This window comes from Nitratireductor mangrovi, assembly GCF_007922615.2.
Taxonomy (GTDB): domain Bacteria; phylum Pseudomonadota; class Alphaproteobacteria; order Rhizobiales; family Rhizobiaceae; genus Mangrovimarina; species Mangrovimarina mangrovi.
In genome coordinates this window covers 671386-687827 of record NZ_CP042301.2, presented here as the reverse complement: position 1 = coordinate 687827, position 16442 = coordinate 671386, and the positions used below count along the sequence as shown (strand labels likewise).

16 protein-coding genes are annotated in these 16442 nt (G+C 66.8%); 9 read left to right on the top strand and 7 right to left on the bottom strand.

The window, feature by feature from the left end:
- Window positions 1–2: 2 nt before the first annotated feature.
- The 7 genes from FQ775_RS03290 to FQ775_RS03260 all read right to left on the bottom strand — a co-directional run bounded on the left by FQ775_RS03290 (window position 3) and on the right by FQ775_RS03260 (window position 7208).
- Window positions 3–890 carry a YicC/YloC family endoribonuclease gene (locus FQ775_RS03290; RefSeq protein ID WP_146299658.1) on the bottom strand — a complete coding sequence of 296 codons (888 nt, stop codon included), beginning with the start codon at window positions 888–890 and terminating at the stop codon, window positions 3–5.
- Between the two features lie 24 nt (window positions 891–914).
- Window positions 915–2090 carry an endolytic transglycosylase MltG gene (gene mltG / locus FQ775_RS03285; protein WP_146299659.1) on the bottom strand — a complete coding sequence of 392 codons (1176 nt, stop codon included), beginning with the start codon at window positions 2088–2090 and terminating at the stop codon, window positions 915–917.
- A 171-nt stretch (window positions 2091–2261) separates the two neighbouring features.
- Window positions 2262–3524 (bottom strand): beta-ketoacyl-ACP synthase II, encoded by a 1263-nt coding sequence (fabF, locus tag FQ775_RS03280; RefSeq protein ID WP_146299660.1) that lies wholly within the window; start codon window positions 3522–3524, stop codon window positions 2262–2264.
- 41 nt (window positions 3525–3565) lie between these two features.
- The gene (locus tag FQ775_RS03275) at window positions 3566–3802 is read right to left on the bottom strand and encodes an acyl carrier protein (protein ID WP_146299661.1); all 237 of its coding nucleotides are present in this window, start codon (window positions 3800–3802) and stop codon (window positions 3566–3568) included.
- 269 nt (window positions 3803–4071) lie between these two features.
- Window positions 4072–4809, bottom strand: a complete 738-nt coding sequence (gene fabG / locus FQ775_RS03270) for a 3-oxoacyl-[acyl-carrier-protein] reductase (RefSeq protein ID WP_146299662.1) — start codon at window positions 4807–4809, stop codon at window positions 4072–4074.
- A 58-nt stretch (window positions 4810–4867) separates the two neighbouring features.
- Window positions 4868–5809, bottom strand: a complete 942-nt coding sequence (gene fabD, locus FQ775_RS03265) for an ACP S-malonyltransferase (protein WP_146299663.1) — start codon at window positions 5807–5809, stop codon at window positions 4868–4870.
- A gap of 232 nt (window positions 5810–6041) precedes the next feature.
- Window positions 6042–7208, bottom strand: a complete 1167-nt coding sequence (locus tag FQ775_RS03260; protein WP_146299664.1) for a M20 aminoacylase family protein — start codon at window positions 7206–7208, stop codon at window positions 6042–6044.
- Window positions 7209–7385: 177 nt separating this feature from the next.
- Here FQ775_RS03260 and FQ775_RS03255 point away from each other — a divergent pair, with 177 nt between their 5' ends.
- The 9 genes from FQ775_RS03255 (at window position 7386) to FQ775_RS03215 (ending at window position 16381) form a co-directional block, all read left to right on the top strand.
- Entirely contained in the window at window positions 7386–8318 is a 933-nt protein-coding gene (locus FQ775_RS03255; RefSeq protein WP_146299665.1) for a calcium/sodium antiporter, read from the top strand.
- Window positions 8319–8588: 270 nt separating this feature from the next.
- Window positions 8589–9032, top strand: a complete 444-nt coding sequence (rpsF, locus tag FQ775_RS03250) for a 30S ribosomal protein S6 (protein ID WP_146299666.1) — start codon at window positions 8589–8591, stop codon at window positions 9030–9032.
- Window positions 9032–9280, top strand: a complete 249-nt coding sequence (gene rpsR, locus FQ775_RS03245; protein WP_146299667.1) for a 30S ribosomal protein S18 — start codon at window positions 9032–9034, stop codon at window positions 9278–9280. Before rpsF ends, rpsR begins: the two co-directional genes overlap by 1 nt.
- A 194-nt stretch (window positions 9281–9474) precedes the next feature.
- Window positions 9475–10059 (top strand): 50S ribosomal protein L9, encoded by a 585-nt coding sequence (rplI, locus tag FQ775_RS03240; protein ID WP_146299668.1) that lies wholly within the window; start codon window positions 9475–9477, stop codon window positions 10057–10059.
- A gap of 137 nt (window positions 10060–10196) precedes the next feature.
- Window positions 10197–11486, top strand: coding sequence for a cyclopropane fatty acid synthase (locus FQ775_RS03235; RefSeq protein WP_146299669.1), 1290 nt, complete (start codon window positions 10197–10199; stop codon window positions 11484–11486).
- Between the two features lie 204 nt (window positions 11487–11690).
- Window positions 11691–13181 (top strand): replicative DNA helicase, encoded by a 1491-nt coding sequence (locus FQ775_RS03230; protein ID WP_146299670.1) that lies wholly within the window; start codon window positions 11691–11693, stop codon window positions 13179–13181.
- Window positions 13182–13186: 5 nt separating this feature from the next.
- On the top strand, window positions 13187–14359 hold the full coding sequence (gene alr / locus FQ775_RS03225) for an alanine racemase (RefSeq protein ID WP_146299671.1): 1173 nt from the start codon (window positions 13187–13189) through the stop codon (window positions 14357–14359).
- Between the two features lie 72 nt (window positions 14360–14431).
- The gene (gene radA, locus FQ775_RS03220; protein ID WP_146299672.1) at window positions 14432–15829 is read left to right on the top strand and encodes a DNA repair protein RadA; all 1398 of its coding nucleotides are present in this window, start codon (window positions 14432–14434) and stop codon (window positions 15827–15829) included.
- Window positions 15830–15859: 30 nt separating this feature from the next.
- Complete coding sequence (locus tag FQ775_RS03215; protein ID WP_146299673.1) at window positions 15860–16381, top strand: CvpA family protein; 522 nt, start codon at window positions 15860–15862, stop codon at window positions 16379–16381.
- The last annotated feature ends 61 nt before the right edge of the window (window positions 16382–16442 follow it).

Genomic DNA, 16442 nt, shown 5'->3' with positions numbered 1-16442 from the left:
GGCTACTCCAGATTCTGCACCTGTTCGCGGAGCTGGTCGACGACCGCCTTGAGCTCCAGCCCGATCGAGGTCACCGAGGTGGCGTTCGACTTCGAGCACAGCGTATTCGATTCGCGGTTGAACTCCTGCGCCAGAAAATCGAGCTTGCGGCCGACCACGCCGCCATCGGCCAGAAGCTGCCGCGCGGCGGCGACATGCGCCTTGAGCCGGTCGATCTCCTCGCGGATATCGGCGCGGGTGGCCAGCAGGGCCGCTTCCTGGTTGAGGCGCTGCTCGTCGAGGCCGTTGGCCGATTCGGTGATGAGCTTGACCTGCATGGCGATGCGCTCGCGGATCGCGGCCGGTTCGCGCGAGGGATCCGCCTCGGCATCCCTGGTCAGTTTCTCGATCGTCGACACCTGGTCGGCAATCACGTCGGCAAGCACGGCGCCTTCCGCGAGCCGGGCTGCCTCGAGGTCGGCGAGCGCTGCATCGAGCGCGCCCAGAACCGCGGTGTCGAGCGCCTTGCGGACGTCCTCGTCCTCGACGGTCTCGGGAACCTCCAGAACCCCGCGCAGGGCCAGCAGACCGTCGGCCGAGGCCGGACGACAGCCGAACTGCTCCTCCAGCCGCCTGGCGAGGCCGGCGACGTCGCGCAGGAAGGCCTCGTTCACCACCGGCTGCGCCAGCGATCCCGACCGGCTCACCGAAAGCGTCGCCTGGAGGTTGCCGCGCGCAAACTTGCGCTGCATCGCCTGCTTGGCCGGCATTTCCAGCCGCTCGAAGCCGGGCGCCAGCCGCAGGCGCGTCTCGAGGCTGCGGCCGTTGACCGAACGCACCTCCCAGGCAAACGCGGTGCCTTCATGCTCGGCCGCCGCGCGAGCGAAGCCCGTCATGCTCTGCACTGCCATGGCCGCCCCCCCTTCGCAGCAGAATTAGTCGGCCGCCGACGTACCCTCGCCGCCGCCATTGGCGGCTTCCTGTTCGCGCTGCTTTTCGATCTCGCGCCAGCGCGCGACGTTCTGGTTGTGCTCTTCCAGCGTCCTGGCGAAGACGTGGCCGCCGGTGCCGTCGGCGACGAAATAGAGCTCGTCGGTGGTCGACGGGTTGGCGACCGCCTCCAGCGCGGCACGGCCGGGCGTGGCGATCGGCGTCGGCGGCAGGCCGTCTATATGATAGGTGTTGTAGGGGGTCGGCTTGTCGATGTCGGAGCGGTAGATCGGGCGGTCCGCCGGCTTGCCCTTGCCGCCGAAGAGGCCGTAGACGATCGTCGGGTCGGATTGCAGCCGCATGCCGCGCCGCAGCCGGTTGATGAACACGGCGGCGACGCGCGAGCGCTCGTCTGCCTTGCCGGTTTCCTTTTCCACGATCGAGGCGAGCGTCACGAATTCGTTGATGTCGGCAAGCGGCAGGTCGTCGACCCGGCGTTCCCAGATTTCCTCGACCAGCGCCTTCTGGTCGGCCACCATCTTCTCGACCAGTTCGGCGCGCGTCGTGCCGCGGGTGAAACGCTGCGTGTCGGCGACCAGCATGCCCTCCGGCGGCTGCTCGGCAGGCATCTCGCCGGTCAGCGCCTCATGTTCGGCGATGCGCCCGAGCGCCTGCTCGACCGTCAGCCCTTCGGGAACGGTGAGCGAATAAAGCACCGAGCGGCCGCTCACCAGCAGATCCATGATGTCGCGCATCGAGGCGCCGGCCTTGACCTCGTACTCGCCGGCCTTGAGTCGGTTGTCGGCGCCGGCGGCGCGAACGCCGAGGCGGAAGATGCGGCCGTCGCTGATGAGGCCGCGCCGCTCCAACAGGTTGGCGATCTCGGCAACGCCGGTCGCCGGCTTGATCATGACGGTGGTGCTGGTCGCGGCCGGGCCGTCGGCCTCGAACTCGCGCTTGCCGAGATAGACGGCGAGGCCTCCGGCAAGCACGACGAAGATCACCGCCGACAGCAGGAAGTTCATGAAAACGACAAACTGGTTGCGCGAACCCTTGGAGCGTTTGGGCGGCGGGGTGCCCTGCTCGGGCCGCAGCGCCTCGCTGGCCGATTTCGGCACGATCGGCTTTGGCGGCTGGGAGCGGTTTCCGAAGGTCGTTTCTGTGGGGGTATCTGTGGTCATGGACGTTCCCGGAACTTCATAGCCCCCGCTTCCCTGCCGTGTTGCCCGCCGGGAGGGACAAGCCGTCCCCCGATGCGCATCCCGCCGCGCCGCCCGGATGGCTCGACGCCGCGCGATGCGCGAGACGATAGGTAGCGACGAATATGGCAAAATTTTCGGCCCGAGGGCCGATCAGCCGTCATGGCGCCGGAAGACGAGCGAGGCGTTGGTGCCGCCAAAGCCGAAGGAATTGGAAAGCGCGATGTCGATACGCCGCTCTTTCGGCGTGTTCGGCACCAGGTCGAGCGCCGTCTCGACGGAGGGATTGTCGAGGTTGATGGTCGCGGGCGCCACGTTGTCGCGGATCGCCAGGATCGAGAAGATGGCTTCCGCGGCGCCGGCCGCGCCGAGCAGGTGGCCGACCGACGATTTGGTGGACGACATGGCGATCTTCGAGGCGGCATTGCCGACCAGGCGCTCGACCGCGCCAAGCTCTATCGTATCGGCCATGGTGGACGTGCCGTGAGCATTGATGTAGTCGATGTCGGCGGGCGTCAGCCCGGCGCGCTTGAGCGCGGCTGACATGCAGCGATAGGCCCCGTCGCCATCCTCGGAGGGGGCAGTGATGTGGAAGGCGTCGCCGCTCATGCCATAGCCGATGACCTCGGCATAGATGGTGGCGCCCCGCGCCTGGGCATGCTCCAGCGCCTCGAGCACCACGACACCGGCGCCCTCGCCCATCACGAAACCGTCGCGATCGCGGTCATAGGGCCGCGAGGCCTTTTCGGGCGTATCGTTGTAGGCGGTCGACAGCGCCCTGCAAGCGGCGAAGCCGGCGAGCGACAGCCGGTTGATCGGCGCCTCGGCGCCGCCTGCCAGCATGACGTCGGCATCACCGAGCGCGACGAGGCGGGCCGCGTCGCCGATGGCGTGCGCCCCGGTCGAGCAGGCGGTCACGACGGCATGGTTCGGCCCCTTCAGACCGTGCCGGATCGACACCTGGCCGGACACCAGGTTGATGATGTTGCCGGGGATGAAGAACGGGCTGATTCGCCTCGGACCACGGTCGCGCAGGATCAGCGCGTTCTCGGCGATGCCGTCGACGCCGCCAATGCCGGAACCGATCATCACGCCGGTGGCGTTCTGCTCGTCGGCGGTCTTTGGCTCCCAGCCGGAATGCTTCAGCGCCTCGTCGGCAGCAGCGATGCCGTAGGTGATGAAATCGCCGACCTTGCGCTGTTCCTTGGGCTCCAGCACATGGTCGGGATTGAAGGTGCCGTCCGAACCGTCGCCGCGCGGGATCACGTTGGCGATCTTGCACGGCAGGTCGTCGGTCTCGAAATGCTCGATCCGCCGGGCCGCGCTCTGGCCCGACAAAAGCCGGCTCCAGCTGTGTTCGACGCCGACGCCGAACGGCGACACCAGCCCCATGCCCGTGACGACGACGCGTCTCATCGATCCATCACCAACCATGATGCCCTAACCGGCTCAAGGCGTCAGGCAGCGGCCTTTTCGATGAACTTGACCGCGTCGCCGACCGTCAGGATGGTCTCGGCGGCATCGTCCGGGATCTCGACACCGAACTCTTCCTCGAAGGCCATGACGAGTTCGACGGTGTCCAGACTGTCCGCGCCCAGATCGTCGATGAAGCTCGCGCCCTCGGTGACCTTGTCGGCGTCAACGCCGAGATGCTCTACAACGATTTTTTTGACGCGCTCTGCGGTGTCGCTCATCTGGAAACCCTCGACTTCGGTTCAAGTTGGTCTTCGTTAGCGGCACGTCGACCGCTAATCAAGTTGAAAGATAGCGCCCCGGCAGGATGGCCGAAACAGACCTTGCCGGACCCCCAACCCGGTCGATGCGCCAAGGGTGCAATCGCCAGATCACCGGTTTGCCGGGCCGCATAACACGAAAAATATGGCCGGCAAAGGCGAAAAGGCGACGCAAATCGCCGCGCTGCCTGCACCTGTGGAGAAGAACCTGTACAGGCCGCGGTCCGCCTTCAGATCATCGCCATGCCGCCATTGACGTGGATCGTCTGGCCGGTGATGTAGGCCGCCTCGCTGGTCGCCAGGAAGGCTACCGCAGCGGCAACTTCCTCGCCGGTGCCCATGCGCTTCATGGGGATGGCGCCCATGATGGCGTCGCGCTGCTTTTCATTCAGCTTGTCGGTCATCGCCGACTCGATGAAGCCGGGCGCGATGCAGTTCACGGTGATCGCGCGGCTGGCGATTTCCTGGGCCAGCGATTTCGAAAAGCCGATCATCCCGGCCTTGGAGGCGCAATAGTTGGCCTGGCCGGGATTGCCGGTGACGCCGACGACCGAGGTGATGTTGACGATGCGGCCGAAACGGCGGCGCATCATCGGATGGGTGAGTTCACGGGTGAGCCGGAAGACGGCGCCGAGATTGACCTCCATCACCGCGTCCCAGTCCTCGTCCGACATGCGCACGAACAGGCCGTCGCGGGTAATGCCGGCATTGTTGACCAGAATGTCGACGCCTTCGAGCTCGGCTTCCGCCTTCTGCCCCAGTGCCTTCACGTCCGCCCTGTCGGAGAGATTGGCCGGGAAGACCTTGACCCGCTCTCCGAGCTCGCCGGCCAGCGTCTCGAGCTTTTCCACGCGGGTGCCATGCAGGCCGACGGTCGCGCCCTGGGCATGCAGAACGCGCGCGACCGATTCGCCGATGCCGCCGGATGCGCCGGTGACGAGTGCCTTGCGGCCGGTCAGGTCGAACATCTTTTTCTCCCGTAGAGGATCGAAACGTTGTCGTTGGTAGGCCGGCGCCCGCAGCCGATCAAGCCAGCGCGACCAGCGCCGCCTCGACGTCAGCCGGCGTGTTGATCGCCGACGTCGCCATGTCGCGGTCGATGCGGCGCGCCAGGCCCGAAAGGACCTTGCCGGCGCCGATCTCGTAAAGCGTCGAGACGCCGTTCTGGCCGAACCATTCCACGGTCTCACGCCAGCGCACGCGTCCGGTCACCTGTTCGACCAGCAGTGTCGCGATCCTCTCGGGATCGCTGACCGGGCTGACACTGACATTGGCAACCACCGGAACGGCGGGCGCCTTCTTGGCGACCTCCGCCAAGGCCGCGCGCATGGCGTCGGCAGCCGGCGTCATCAGAGCCGAATGGAAGGGCGCGGAGACCGGCAGCATGATGGCGCGCTTGGCGCCCTTTTCCGTGCAGAGCGCTGCGGCCTTCTCGACCGCGGCCCGGGCGCCGGAAATCACGATCTGGCCGCCGCCATTGTCGTTGGCGATCTGGCAGACACCGGTCGCCCCCGCCTCGCGGCAGGCCGCATCGACGGCGGCGTCATCCAGGCCGAGGATCGCCGCCATGGCGCCCTCGCCCGCCGGCACCGCGGCCTGCATGGCATTGCCGCGGATACGCAGGAGCCGCGCGGTGTCGGCAAGCGAAAACACGCCTGCCGCGCAAAGCGCGGAATATTCGCCCAGCGAATGGCCGGCGACATAGGCGACCCTGTCCTTGAGCGAAAGGCCGCCCGCCTCCAGCGCGCGCAGCGCGGCGATCGACACCGCCATCAGCGCCGGCTGGGCATTGGCGGTGAGCGTCAGCCGGTCGTCGGGGCCTTCCCAGATCAGGTTCGACAGCTTTTCGCCGAGCGCCTCGTCGATCTCGTCGAAGACGGCGCGCGCCTCCGGATAGGCTTCGGCAAGCTCGCGCCCCATGCCGACGGTCTGGCTGCCCTGGCCCGGAAAGGTGAATGCGATCGCCATCCGGCGTCTCCCCGTCGTTTTCCTTGCCGAGCCTGTGCGGCAGGAGGGGCGGCAAAGTCAAGGCCACGACCCCGGACCGCGCCATGGGAACTCCAGTCGAAGGTCGGCGGAGGCAGAATGCCCCTGGCCAGCCCGAGCCCTGCTCGTCGCACATTCCCCCGAGGAAAAGGAGGTCCAGCGGCAGCGCCCGACCCCCTTCCTATCCTGCGCAACAGTGACCCGTTGCTGTCCTTCACCCGGCCGGAAGCGCCGTCTCCACCAGCCTGGCCCAATAGGAGCAGCCGATCGGGATGATCTCGTCGTTGAAGTCATACTCCGGGTGGTGGAGATATTGGGTGTCGCCTTGGCCGAGATAGATGAAGGCACCGGGGCGGGCCTCCAGCATGAAGGCGAAATCCTCGCCACCCATGACCTGCGGGGTCTCCATGTCGACGCGGTCGCCGACCACCTGACGTGCCACTTCTCCGGCAAAACCCGCCTCGCGGACATGGTTGGAGAGCACCGGGTAGTGACGCTGGTAATCGAGCGTCGCCTTGGCGCCGAAGGCCGCGGCGGTGTGCTCGACCACCTCCTTCATGCGCTCTTCCAGCAGGTCGCGGATTTCGGGCGACAGCGTGCGCGCCGTGCCCGTCAGCCGCGCGGTCTGCGGGATGACGTTGAAGGCGTCGCCGGCCTTGAAGGTGGTGACCGAGATCACCGCCGCCTCGACCGGATCGACATTGCGCGCCACCACCGACTGCAAGGCAGTCATGATGTGGGCGCCGACAAGCGTGGTATCGATGCAGCGCTGCGGGCGCGCGGCATGGCCGCCCATGCCCTCGATGTCGATGATGAACATGTCGGCAGCGGCCATCATGGAGCCGGTGCGCAGCGCGAAATGGCCAAGCGGAATGCCCGGCGCATTGTGCATGCCGTAGACCTCGTCGATCGAGAAGCGGTCCATCATCCCCTCGTCGACCATCTCGCGGCCGCCGCCGCCGCCCTCCTCGGCCGGCTGGAAGATGACGACCGCGGTGCCGTCGAAGTTGCGCGTCTCGGCCAGGTAGCGCGCGGCCCCGAGGAGCATCGCGGTGTGCCCGTCATGCCCGCAGGCATGCATGACGCCGTCCGTCTTCGACTTGTGGGGCCGATCGACCGCCTCGTGGATCGGCAAAGCGTCCATGTCGGCGCGCAGGCCGATGGTCTTGCCGCTGCCGTTCTTGCGCCCCTTGATGACACCGACGACGCCGGTGCGCCCGATGCCGGTCACCACCTCGTCGACACCGAATTCCTTCAGCTTTTCGGCGACCATGGCGGCGGTGCGATGGACATCGAACTGCAGTTCGGGATGGGCGTGGATATCGCGCCGCCAGGCGGTGACATCGTCGTGGAATTCGGCGATGCGGTTGATGATCGGCATAAAGATGTTCTCCTCGAATGTTCGTTCGTGGGCACGTTGTGCCCGATTGCGCGGGGCCGGTAAAAAGGAAAATGCTGATCCAGCGCGCTGACCGCGCCCTTGTCTGCGCCATGGCGGCGGCCCATCTTAGCGCTACCGCGAGAGGGCGGTTTGCTGGAACCTGGGGGAACACCGCCTGTGCGCGATGTGCTTTTCGTCATAGCCGGATTCGTGCTGTTGTTCGGCGGCGGCGAACTTCTGGTGCGCGGCGCCGTTTCGGCGGCGCGGCGGCTCGGGATCAGCGAACTCGTCATCGGCCTCACCGTGGTCGGCTTCGGCACTTCGATGCCCGAAATGCTGGTCTCGGTCGAAGCGGCCTTCAAGGGCCGTCCCGAGATCGCCATCGGCAATGTGGTCGGCTCCAACATCGCCAACATCCTGCTGATCGCCGGCTTCACGGGGCTGATGGCGCCGTCGGGCGGCTGGGGAGCGGACGTCAAGCGCGACGTGCGCGTCATGCTCGGCGCGACCGCGCTGCTGCTCGTCGCCGCGGCATGGGGCGCGCTGCCGACATGGGGCGGCGTGCTGCTGCTCGCGCTGCTGTCGGCCTATCTTTATGCGCACTACCGCGCCAGCGGTGCGGTGCCCGAAGACCTCGAAGTCCGGTCGGCGACAAAGCCGGCCTGGCTCGCGGGGCTGCTGCTTCTGGCCGGCCTGGCGCTGCTCTTCGTCGGCGCCGACATGCTGATCGAGGGCGCCAGCGCCATCGCGCTGGCGCTCGGCGTCTCGGAAGCGGTGGTGGGGCTGTCGATCGTCGCCGTCGGCACCAGCCTGCCGGAACTCGCCACGTCGGTGGTCGCGGCCTGGCGCGGCCGCACCGCGGTGGCGATCGGCAATGTGGTCGGCTCCAACATCTTCAACATCCTCGCCATTCTCGGCGTCACCGCGCTCGTCGCGCCGCTGCCGATCGCGGAACGCTTCTTGCGTATCGACGTGCCGCTGGTGCTGGCGATCAGCATCGTCTTCGCGCTGATCCTGAGCTGGAGCGACCGGCTCGGCCGCAAGACCGGGGGCGCGATGCTGGCCGCCTACGCCTTCTATACCGCCTGCCTCTACCTCTCGTCCGGCTGAACGGCGGCGATTGAGGTTGCGCAGGCGGCCAAAACCTGTATAAGCGCGCTCACTCTGCCGGTCCCAGCTGGGGGCTGAACGGAGGGCCGTGCGCCGACTTCCTGGGAATCCGCCGCATCGTGTGAAGGCAAAAAGCCTTCCGCCTCCCGTGTCTCCGCTCTCGACCGTCTCGAATTTGCGCCTTTCTTCCCCGCGATCGACGGGAAAAGACAAGTCGCAGAGGCTTAGCCGTTGGCCGCCGGGAGAGCGAACGAAGAAAGGCAAAGAACAATGGCACTTTACGAGCATGTGTTCCTTGCCCGGCAGGATCTGTCCTCGCAGCAGGTCGATGCGCTTGTCGAGCAGTACAAGGGCGTCGTGGAAGCGAATGGCGGTTCCATCGGCCGGGTGGAGAATTGGGGGCTGAAGTCCCTCACCTACCGCATCAGGAAGAACCGCAAGGCCTATTTCACGCTCATGGACATGACCGCGCCCGCGGCCGCCGTCCAGGAACTGGAGCGCCAGATGGGCCTGTCGGAAGACGTGCTGCGCTTCATGACCATCCGCGTCGACGCGCACGAGGAAGGCCCCTCGGCCATGATGCAGAAGCGCGACCGCGACGACCGCCCCGGCGATCGTGGCCCGCGTGGCGACCGCGGCGACCGTGGCCCGCGCGGCGATCGTGACGACCGTCCGCGCCGTCCGCGCGAACATTCCGACGGAGGAGCGCAATAATGGTCGACATCAACCAGATCCCGACCCGCCGTCCCTTCCATCGCCGCCGCAAGACGTGCCCGTTCTCGGGCTCCAATGCGCCGAAGATCGACTACAAGGACGTGCGCCTGCTGCAGCGCTACATTTCCGAGCGCGGCAAGATCGTGCCGTCGCGCATCACCGCGGTGAGCCAGAAGAAGCAGCGCGAACTCGCCAAGGCGATCAAGCGCGCCCGCTTCCTGGGCCTTTTGCCCTACGTGGTACGCTAACCGAGCGATGACGCGGGCGGCCCGCCGCCCGCGCGTCCCCCGCGACGGGCGCGGTACGGACGAGCAAAGAAATCCCGGGCTGGGGCCCTGGCCCCTAACTGCCGGCCGGCAGGACAGCGACAAGCGGGCTCAACGCCCTGTCAGGCTTCCTCCGTCCGGCGCGCCGCCAAGGCGCATATGAAAGGTACGGAACCATGGAAGTCATTCTTCTCGAACGCATTGCCCGCCTCGGGCAGATGGGCGACACCGTCAAGGTGCGCGACGGCTTCGCACGCAATTTCCTGCTGCCGAAGGGCAAGGCGCTGCGCGCCAACGAGGCCAACAAGAAGAAGTTCGAAGGCCAGCGCGCGCAGCTCGAGGCGCGCAACCTGGAACGCAAGAGCGAGGCCGAGCAGGTCGCCGAAAAGCTCGACGGCAAGTCCTTCGTGGTGGTGCGCGCCGCCGCCGAGACCGGCCAGCTCTACGGTTCGGTGTCGACCCGCGACATCTCCGACCTGCTGACCGAGGAAGGCTTTTCGGTCGGCCGCAACCAGGTCGAGCTCAATCAGCCGATCAAGGCGATCGGCCTCACCAATGTGGTCATCGCGCTGCATCCGGAAGTCGAGGTCACGGTGACGCTGAACATCGCCCGTTCGGCCGACGAGGCCGAGCGTCAGGCGGCAGGCGAGACGCTCGATTCGGCGGAAGCGATCTATGGCGAGGACATCAACGAGAATGCCCGCCCGGAAGCCTTCTTCGAGCCGGATGCCGATGGCGACGAGACGGACGAAAACGCCTGATCCAGAGAAAAAACCGGTCAGGTTCAATACCCGGGAGGCAACTCCCGGGTATTTTTTTGCTTGATAGAACGGCCCCCTGACCCACATTCTGGCTCAGGTGCGGCGTGGCATTGTCTGTTTGTGGAGGTGTTGATCCCATGAACATGCTGTTGCGAAGTGTGATCGAGCGCCTGATCCGGACGGGCAATCTGACCGTCATCGACCCCGGCGGCGCGGCCCATGCCTTCGGCGACCAGAACGGCAGGAAGGTGACGGTGGCGATCCGGACACGCCATGCCGAACGCGCCATCACCGTCGACCCGACGCTTGCGCTTCCCGAAGCCTACATGAACGGCGAGATCGACATGGTGGAGGGCGACCTCCTCGACCTGCTCGAGATCGTCTACACCAATACAGGCATGGTCAATGCCGGCGCCTTCTGGGCCCGCATGGCCGACGGCATGCGCTATCTGTTCCGGCGTTTCCAGCAGCTCAACACCACGGCGCGCGCGCGGCAGAACGTGCGCCGCCACTACGACCTGTCGCGCGAGCTCTACCGGCTCTTCCTCGACGAGGACCTGCAATATTCCTGCGCCTATTTCACCCGGCCCGACATGACGCTGGAGGAGGCGCAACTCGCCAAGAAGCGCCACCTCGCCGCCAAGCTGGCGATCAAGCCGGGCCAGACGGTGCTCGACATCGGCTGCGGCTTCGGCGGGCTCAGCCTTTACCTGACGCGCAATTTCGATGCCGACGTGCTCGGCATCACGCTGTCCGAGGAACAGCTGGCGATCGCCAATGAGCGCGCCCAGGAGGAAGGGCTCGAAGGCCACGTACATTTCGAGCTCAAGGACTACCGCAAGCTTTCGGAGCGCTTCGACCGCATCGTCTCGGTCGGCATGTTCGAACATGTCGGCGTCAACCACTACCGGACCTTCTTCGACAAATGCGCCACGATCCTGAAGCCGGACGGAGTGATGGTGCTGCATTCGATCGGCCGCTCCGGCCCGCCGGCGGCGACGACGCCGTTCATCCGCAAGCACATCTTCCCCGGCGGCTACATTCCGGCGCTGTCGGAGGTGCTGCCGGCGATCGAACGCTCGGGGCTGATGGTCAGCGACATCGAGATCCTGCGGCTCCACTACGCCGACACGCTGAAACACTGGCGGCAGCGCTTCCTCGCCAATCGCGACCGCATCCGCGACATCTACGACGAGCGTTTCTGCCGCATGTGGGAGTTCTATCTCGCCGGCTCGGAGGCCGGCTTCCGCTGGCAGGACCTGATGGTGTTCCAGATCCAGCTCACACGCAAGAACACAACCCTGCCGGTCACCCGCGACTATATGGGCGCGGTGGAGGAGCGTCTTGCCAGGCAGGACGCACCCGACCGGGGGACCAAGCCACAGGCGCCCGCGAAGCCCGGACGACGCCGCAAGCGCACGGCCTGACACACCTCCCGCCGCGACCATTGTCGAGCCTTCTGGTATAGAATCGGGCGGCTGGTCCGGGCGCTGATTCGCGTCAACCGCATTTCACCGGCAAACGACGATTGTCCTGTGGATGGCTGTGAATCACGTGTGGTGAGCCGCATTCCTTCACCCATTGGTAAGGAGTTCTGGTACCGAGGTTCGGCATAAATCCGAAGAGAGACGATGGCAGAAGCAGTCCGCAAACTCGGCGCGGCGGAAACCCCGCTTTATCGCGAGCCTCCCAACAACATCGAAGCCGAGCAGGCCCTGCTCGGCGCCATTCTGGTCAACAACGACGCCTTCTACCGGGTATCGGATTTCCTGAAGCCAGGGCATTTCTACGAGCCGCTGCACCGCAAGATCTTCGAGGTCGCGGGCGAGTTGGTGCGGATGGGCAAGATGGCCAATCCGGTGACCATGAAGACCTTCCTGCCGGCCGAGGAGAAGGTCGGCGACATGACGGTCGCGCATTACCTGGCGCGGCTGGCGGCCGAGGCGGTCACCGTCATCAACGCCGCCGACTACGGCCGCGCAATCTACGATCTGGCGACGCGCCGGGCGCTGATCACCGTCGGCGAGGACATGGTCAACATCGCCTTCGACGCGCCGGTCGACATGTCGCCGTCCGACCAGATCGAGGACGCCGAGCGGCGGCTGTTCGAACTGGCCGAAACCGGCCGCTATGACGGCGGCTTCGAAAGCTTCACCGACGCCGTCAAGACGGCCATCGACATGGCCAACGCCGCCTATATGCGCGACGGGCACCTGTCGGGCATCTCGACCGGCTTCCGCGACATCGACCGCAGGCTCGGCGGGCTGCAGCCGTCGGACCTCGTGATCCTCGCCGGACGCCCGGCGATGGGCAAGACGTCGCTTGCCACCAACATCGCCTTCAACATCGCCTCGTCCTACGTGCCGGCGCAACAGGCCGACGGCTCCTTCAAGGCCGCCAATGGTGGCGTGGTGGGCTTCTTCTCGCTGGAAATGTCGTCAGAGCAGCTCGCCACCCGCATCATCTCCGAGCAGACGGAAATCTCCTCATCGAAGATCCGCCGCGGCGAGATTTCCGAGGTCGAGTTCGAGAAGCTCGTCGCCTGCTCGCAGATGATGGAAAAGACGCCGCTCTACATCGACCAGACCGGCGGCATCTCGATCGCCCAGCTGGCCGCGCGTGCGCGGCGGCTGAAACGCCAGCGCGGCCTCGACGTCATCATCATCGACTATGTGCAGCTCATGCAGGGCACCTCGGCGCGCGCGGCCCAGAACCGCGTGCAGGAGATCACCGAGATCACCACCGGGCTAAAGGCGCTCGCCAAGGAACTCAACGTGCCGATCATCGCCCTGTCGCAGCTGTCGCGCCAGGTCGAGAGCCGCGACGACAAGCGCCCGCAGCTTGCCGACCTGCGCGAATCCGGCTCGATCGAGCAGGATGCCGATGTGGTGCTGTTCGTCTATCGCGACGAATATTACCTGCAGAACCGCGAGCCGGAGCAGGGCACGCCCGAATATGAGGACTGGCTGGTGAAGTTCGAGCGCGTACGCGGCAAGGCCGAACTGATCGTCGCCAAGCAGCGCCACGGTCCGACCGGAACGGTCGATCTCGCCTTCGAGGGCCAGTTCACGCGCTTTTCCGATCTGGCCGAGGAAGATCGGCTGCCGGAACGCTTCGAGTAAACGGAGTGGCGGACGAAGTACGTTATCGCGAAGCCGGGCCGGACGCGCGGCTCGCCGGCGGCCAGCTGACGATCGATCTGCGCGCCCTGCAGGCGAACTACCGCGCCCTCTCCCGCATTGCAGGCAAGGCGCACACGGCCGGCGTGGTCAAGGCCGATGCATACGGGCTCGGCGCGGAAGCAGTCGTGCCCGCACTTGTCGAGGCCGGCTGCGACACCTTCTTCGTCGCGCTGCCGACCGAGGGCATCGCCGTGCGCGAGGCGGCACCGAAGGCGCGCATCTACGTGCTGGGCGGGCTGTTCGGCCGCGAGGCGGCGGAAGTCTATGCCGAGGCGGCACTGGTGCCGGTCATCAACACGCGCGAGGAAGCGGCGATATGGGAAGCTGTGGGGCACGCCGGCGGCAAGCCGTGGCCCTGCGCCATCCATGTCGACACCGGCATGAACCGGCTCGGGCTGACCATGGCCGAAGCAAGGGCGCTCGCGGAGGAAAACGCGCTCACCGGCGCGCTCAGGCCGGTGCTGATAATGAGCCACCTTGCCTGCGCCGACGAACGCGAGCATCCGCAAAACAGGCTGCAACTGGAGGCGTTTCGCGCCGTGCGAGCGCTCTTTTCCGGTGTCCCGGCGAGCCTCGCCAATTCGGCCGGCATCGTGCTCGGGCGCGACTTCCATTTCGACATGGTGCGGCCGGGCATCGCGCTTTATGGCGGCTCGCCGGGCGGGCGCACCGGCATGCATCCGGTCGCGACCACCGCCGCGCGCATCGTCCAGATCCGCCACGCCGCAGCCGGGGAAACGGTGAGCTACGGCGCGACCGTCACACTCGAGCGCGCCACCATCATCGCCGTGGCCTCAGCCGGCTATGCCGACGGCCTGCATCGCGCGCTTTCGGGCAGCGGCGTGCCGCTGCGTGCCGCCTCGGCGGCAGGCGGCCAGGGTTTCGTGCATGGGCGGCGGGTACCGATCCTCGGCCGCATCACCATGGACCTGACCATGTTCGACGTGACCGAGCTCGGCGACGGGGCGCTCGCGGTCGGCGACACGATCGAGCTGTTTGGTCCCAACATTCTTCTCGATGAGGCCGCTGCCGCTGCCGGAACGATCTCGTACGAGTTGCTCACGAGTATGGGCCGGCGGTTTCACCGCAGCTATGTCAGCAACGACGACGAGGCCTGATGGCCGGCGCACGGGCCTTGCCGCCGGTTGACGGCGCGCAACAAGTATGGAACTGGAACAAGAAGGCATTCCATGGCCAAATCCCGCATCCAGTTCATCTGCCAGAGCTGCGGCACCGTGCATTCGCGCTGGGCAGGCAAATGCGACGCCTGCGGCGAATGGAACACGCTGGTCGAGGAAGGCACGGCCGGCGGCATCGGCTCCGGCCCGGCGACCCTGCGCAAGGCGCGCAAGGGGCGCGCCGTGGCGCTGACGACGCTTTCCGGCGAAATCGAGGACGCGCCGCGCATCGCGTCGGGCATCGGCGAGCTTGACCGGGCGACCGGCGGTGGCTTCGTGCGCGGCTCGGCGCTGCTGATCGGCGGCGACCCCGGCATCGGCAAGTCGACGCTTCTGACCCAGGCGGCGGCGGCCCTGGCACGCCAGGGCCACCGCGTCGTCTACGTCTCCGGCGAGGAGGCGGTGGCACAGATCAGGCTGCGGGCGCAGCGGCTGGAAGCCGCCGACACGCCGGTGGAACTGGCGGCGGAGACCAATGTCGAGGACATCCTTGCCACCATCGCCGACGGCCGTCGGCCGGACCTGCTGATCATCGATTCGATCCAGACGCTTTGGACCGACGTGGCCGAATCGGCGCCGGGCACCGTCACCCAGGTGCGCGCCTCCGCCCAGGCGCTGATCCGCCACGCGAAATCCACAGGTTCCGCGGTCGTGCTTGTCGGCCATGTCACCAAGGACGGCCAGATCGCCGGACCGCGCGTCGTCGAGCACATGGTCGACGGCGTGCTCTATTTCGAGGGCGAAGGCGGCCATCACTACCGTATCCTGCGGACGGTCAAGAACCGCTTCGGGCCGACCGACGAGATCGGCGTCTTCGAGATGTCGGATCGCGGCCTGCGCGAGGTTCCGAACCCGTCGGAGCTTTTCCTCGGCGAACGCAGCGCGCAGGCGCCGGGCGCGGCGGTCTTCGCCGGCATGGAGGGCACGCGGCCGGTGCTGGTCGAGATCCAGGCGCTGGTCGCCGCCTCGCCGCTCGGCACGCCGCGGCGGGCCGTGGTCGGCTGGGATTCCTCGCGGCTTTCCATGGTGCTGGCGGTGCTGGAAGCGCATTGCGGGGTGCGCTTCGCCACCAACGACGTCTATCTGAACGTCGCCGGCGGCTACCGCATCGCCGAGCCCGCGGCCGACCTGGCGGTGGCGGCGGCGCTGGTTTCCTCGCTCACCGGACTTGCCCTTCCGGCCGATTGTGTCTATTTCGGCGAAATCAGCCTATCGGGCGCCGTCAGGCCTGTCGCGCATGCGCAGCAGCGGCTGAAGGAAGCGGAGAAGCTGGGATTTGGCCAGGCTGTCCTGCCGGCCGGAAGCGGCGAACTGGCCGGCGGCATCGCGACGCGATCGTTCCAGCCCGGAGCGCTGGCCGACCTGGTGGCCCGGATCGCCGGTTCGAAACGAGGGCATGGCGGGGAATGACGCCGATGCCCCAAACGGAGCGGAGCCCTAATGCCGATCACGCTGCTTGACGGAATCCTCGTCGGCTTCACCCTGGTTTCGGCGGTTCTCGCCATGGTGCGCGGTTTTTCGCGCGAGATCCTGTCGATCGCGTCGTGGGCGGCATCGGCGGCGGCGGCCTTCTTCTTCTATCCCCTGGTGCTGCCCTATGTGACGCCCTATGTCGACAACGCCCAGCTGGCGCTCGCGGTGGCGGCGGCGATCGTGTTCTTCATCGCGCTGATCGTGGTGTCGGTGATCACGATGAAGATCGCCGACTTCATCATCGACAGCCGCATCGGCGCGCTCGACCGCACGCTCGGTTTTGTCTATGGCGCGGCGCGCGGCGTGCTGGTGATCGCGGTGGCGCTGCTGTTCTTCAACTGGCTCGTCGGCGAGAACCGGCCGGCCTGGGTCAACGAGGCGAAGTCGCTGCCGCTGCTGGAAGGCATCGGCGAGCGGCTGCAGGCGCTGCTGCCGGACGACCCTGAGAACTCGATCATCAAGAAGATCACCAGCAGCGACGGCGGCTGAGACCCGGCCGAAGCCGGCGGCGACGCGGACGGCACCGCGCATCGGACCCTTCGAAAGGCGG

Coding starts and splice junctions, on each gene's coding strand:
- FQ775_RS03290 (WP_146299658.1), bottom strand. CDS start 890: ATGGCAGTGCAGAGCATGACGGGCTTCGCTCGCGCGGCGGCCGAGCAT.
- mltG (WP_146299659.1), bottom strand. CDS start 2,090: ATGACCACAGATACCCCCACAGAAACGACCTTCGGAAACCGCTCCCAG.
- fabF (WP_146299660.1), bottom strand. CDS start 3,524: ATGAGACGCGTCGTCGTCACGGGCATGGGGCTGGTGTCGCCGTTCGGC.
- FQ775_RS03275 (WP_146299661.1), bottom strand. CDS start 3,802: ATGAGCGACACCGCAGAGCGCGTCAAAAAAATCGTTGTAGAGCATCTC.
- fabG (WP_146299662.1), bottom strand. CDS start 4,809: ATGTTCGACCTGACCGGCCGCAAGGCACTCGTCACCGGCGCATCCGGC.
- fabD (WP_146299663.1), bottom strand. CDS start 5,809: ATGGCGATCGCATTCACCTTTCCGGGCCAGGGCAGCCAGACCGTCGGC.
- FQ775_RS03260 (WP_146299664.1), bottom strand. CDS start 7,208: ATGCCGATCATCAACCGCATCGCCGAATTCCACGACGATGTCACCGCC.
- rpsF (WP_146299666.1), top strand. CDS start 8,589: ATGGCACTTTACGAGCATGTGTTCCTTGCCCGGCAGGATCTGTCCTCG.
- rpsR (WP_146299667.1), top strand. CDS start 9,032: ATGGTCGACATCAACCAGATCCCGACCCGCCGTCCCTTCCATCGCCGC.
- rplI (WP_146299668.1), top strand. CDS start 9,475: ATGGAAGTCATTCTTCTCGAACGCATTGCCCGCCTCGGGCAGATGGGC.
- FQ775_RS03235 (WP_146299669.1), top strand. CDS start 10,197: ATGAACATGCTGTTGCGAAGTGTGATCGAGCGCCTGATCCGGACGGGC.
- FQ775_RS03230 (WP_146299670.1), top strand. CDS start 11,691: ATGGCAGAAGCAGTCCGCAAACTCGGCGCGGCGGAAACCCCGCTTTAT.
- radA (WP_146299672.1), top strand. CDS start 14,432: ATGGCCAAATCCCGCATCCAGTTCATCTGCCAGAGCTGCGGCACCGTG.
- FQ775_RS03215 (WP_146299673.1), top strand. CDS start 15,860: ATGCCGATCACGCTGCTTGACGGAATCCTCGTCGGCTTCACCCTGGTT.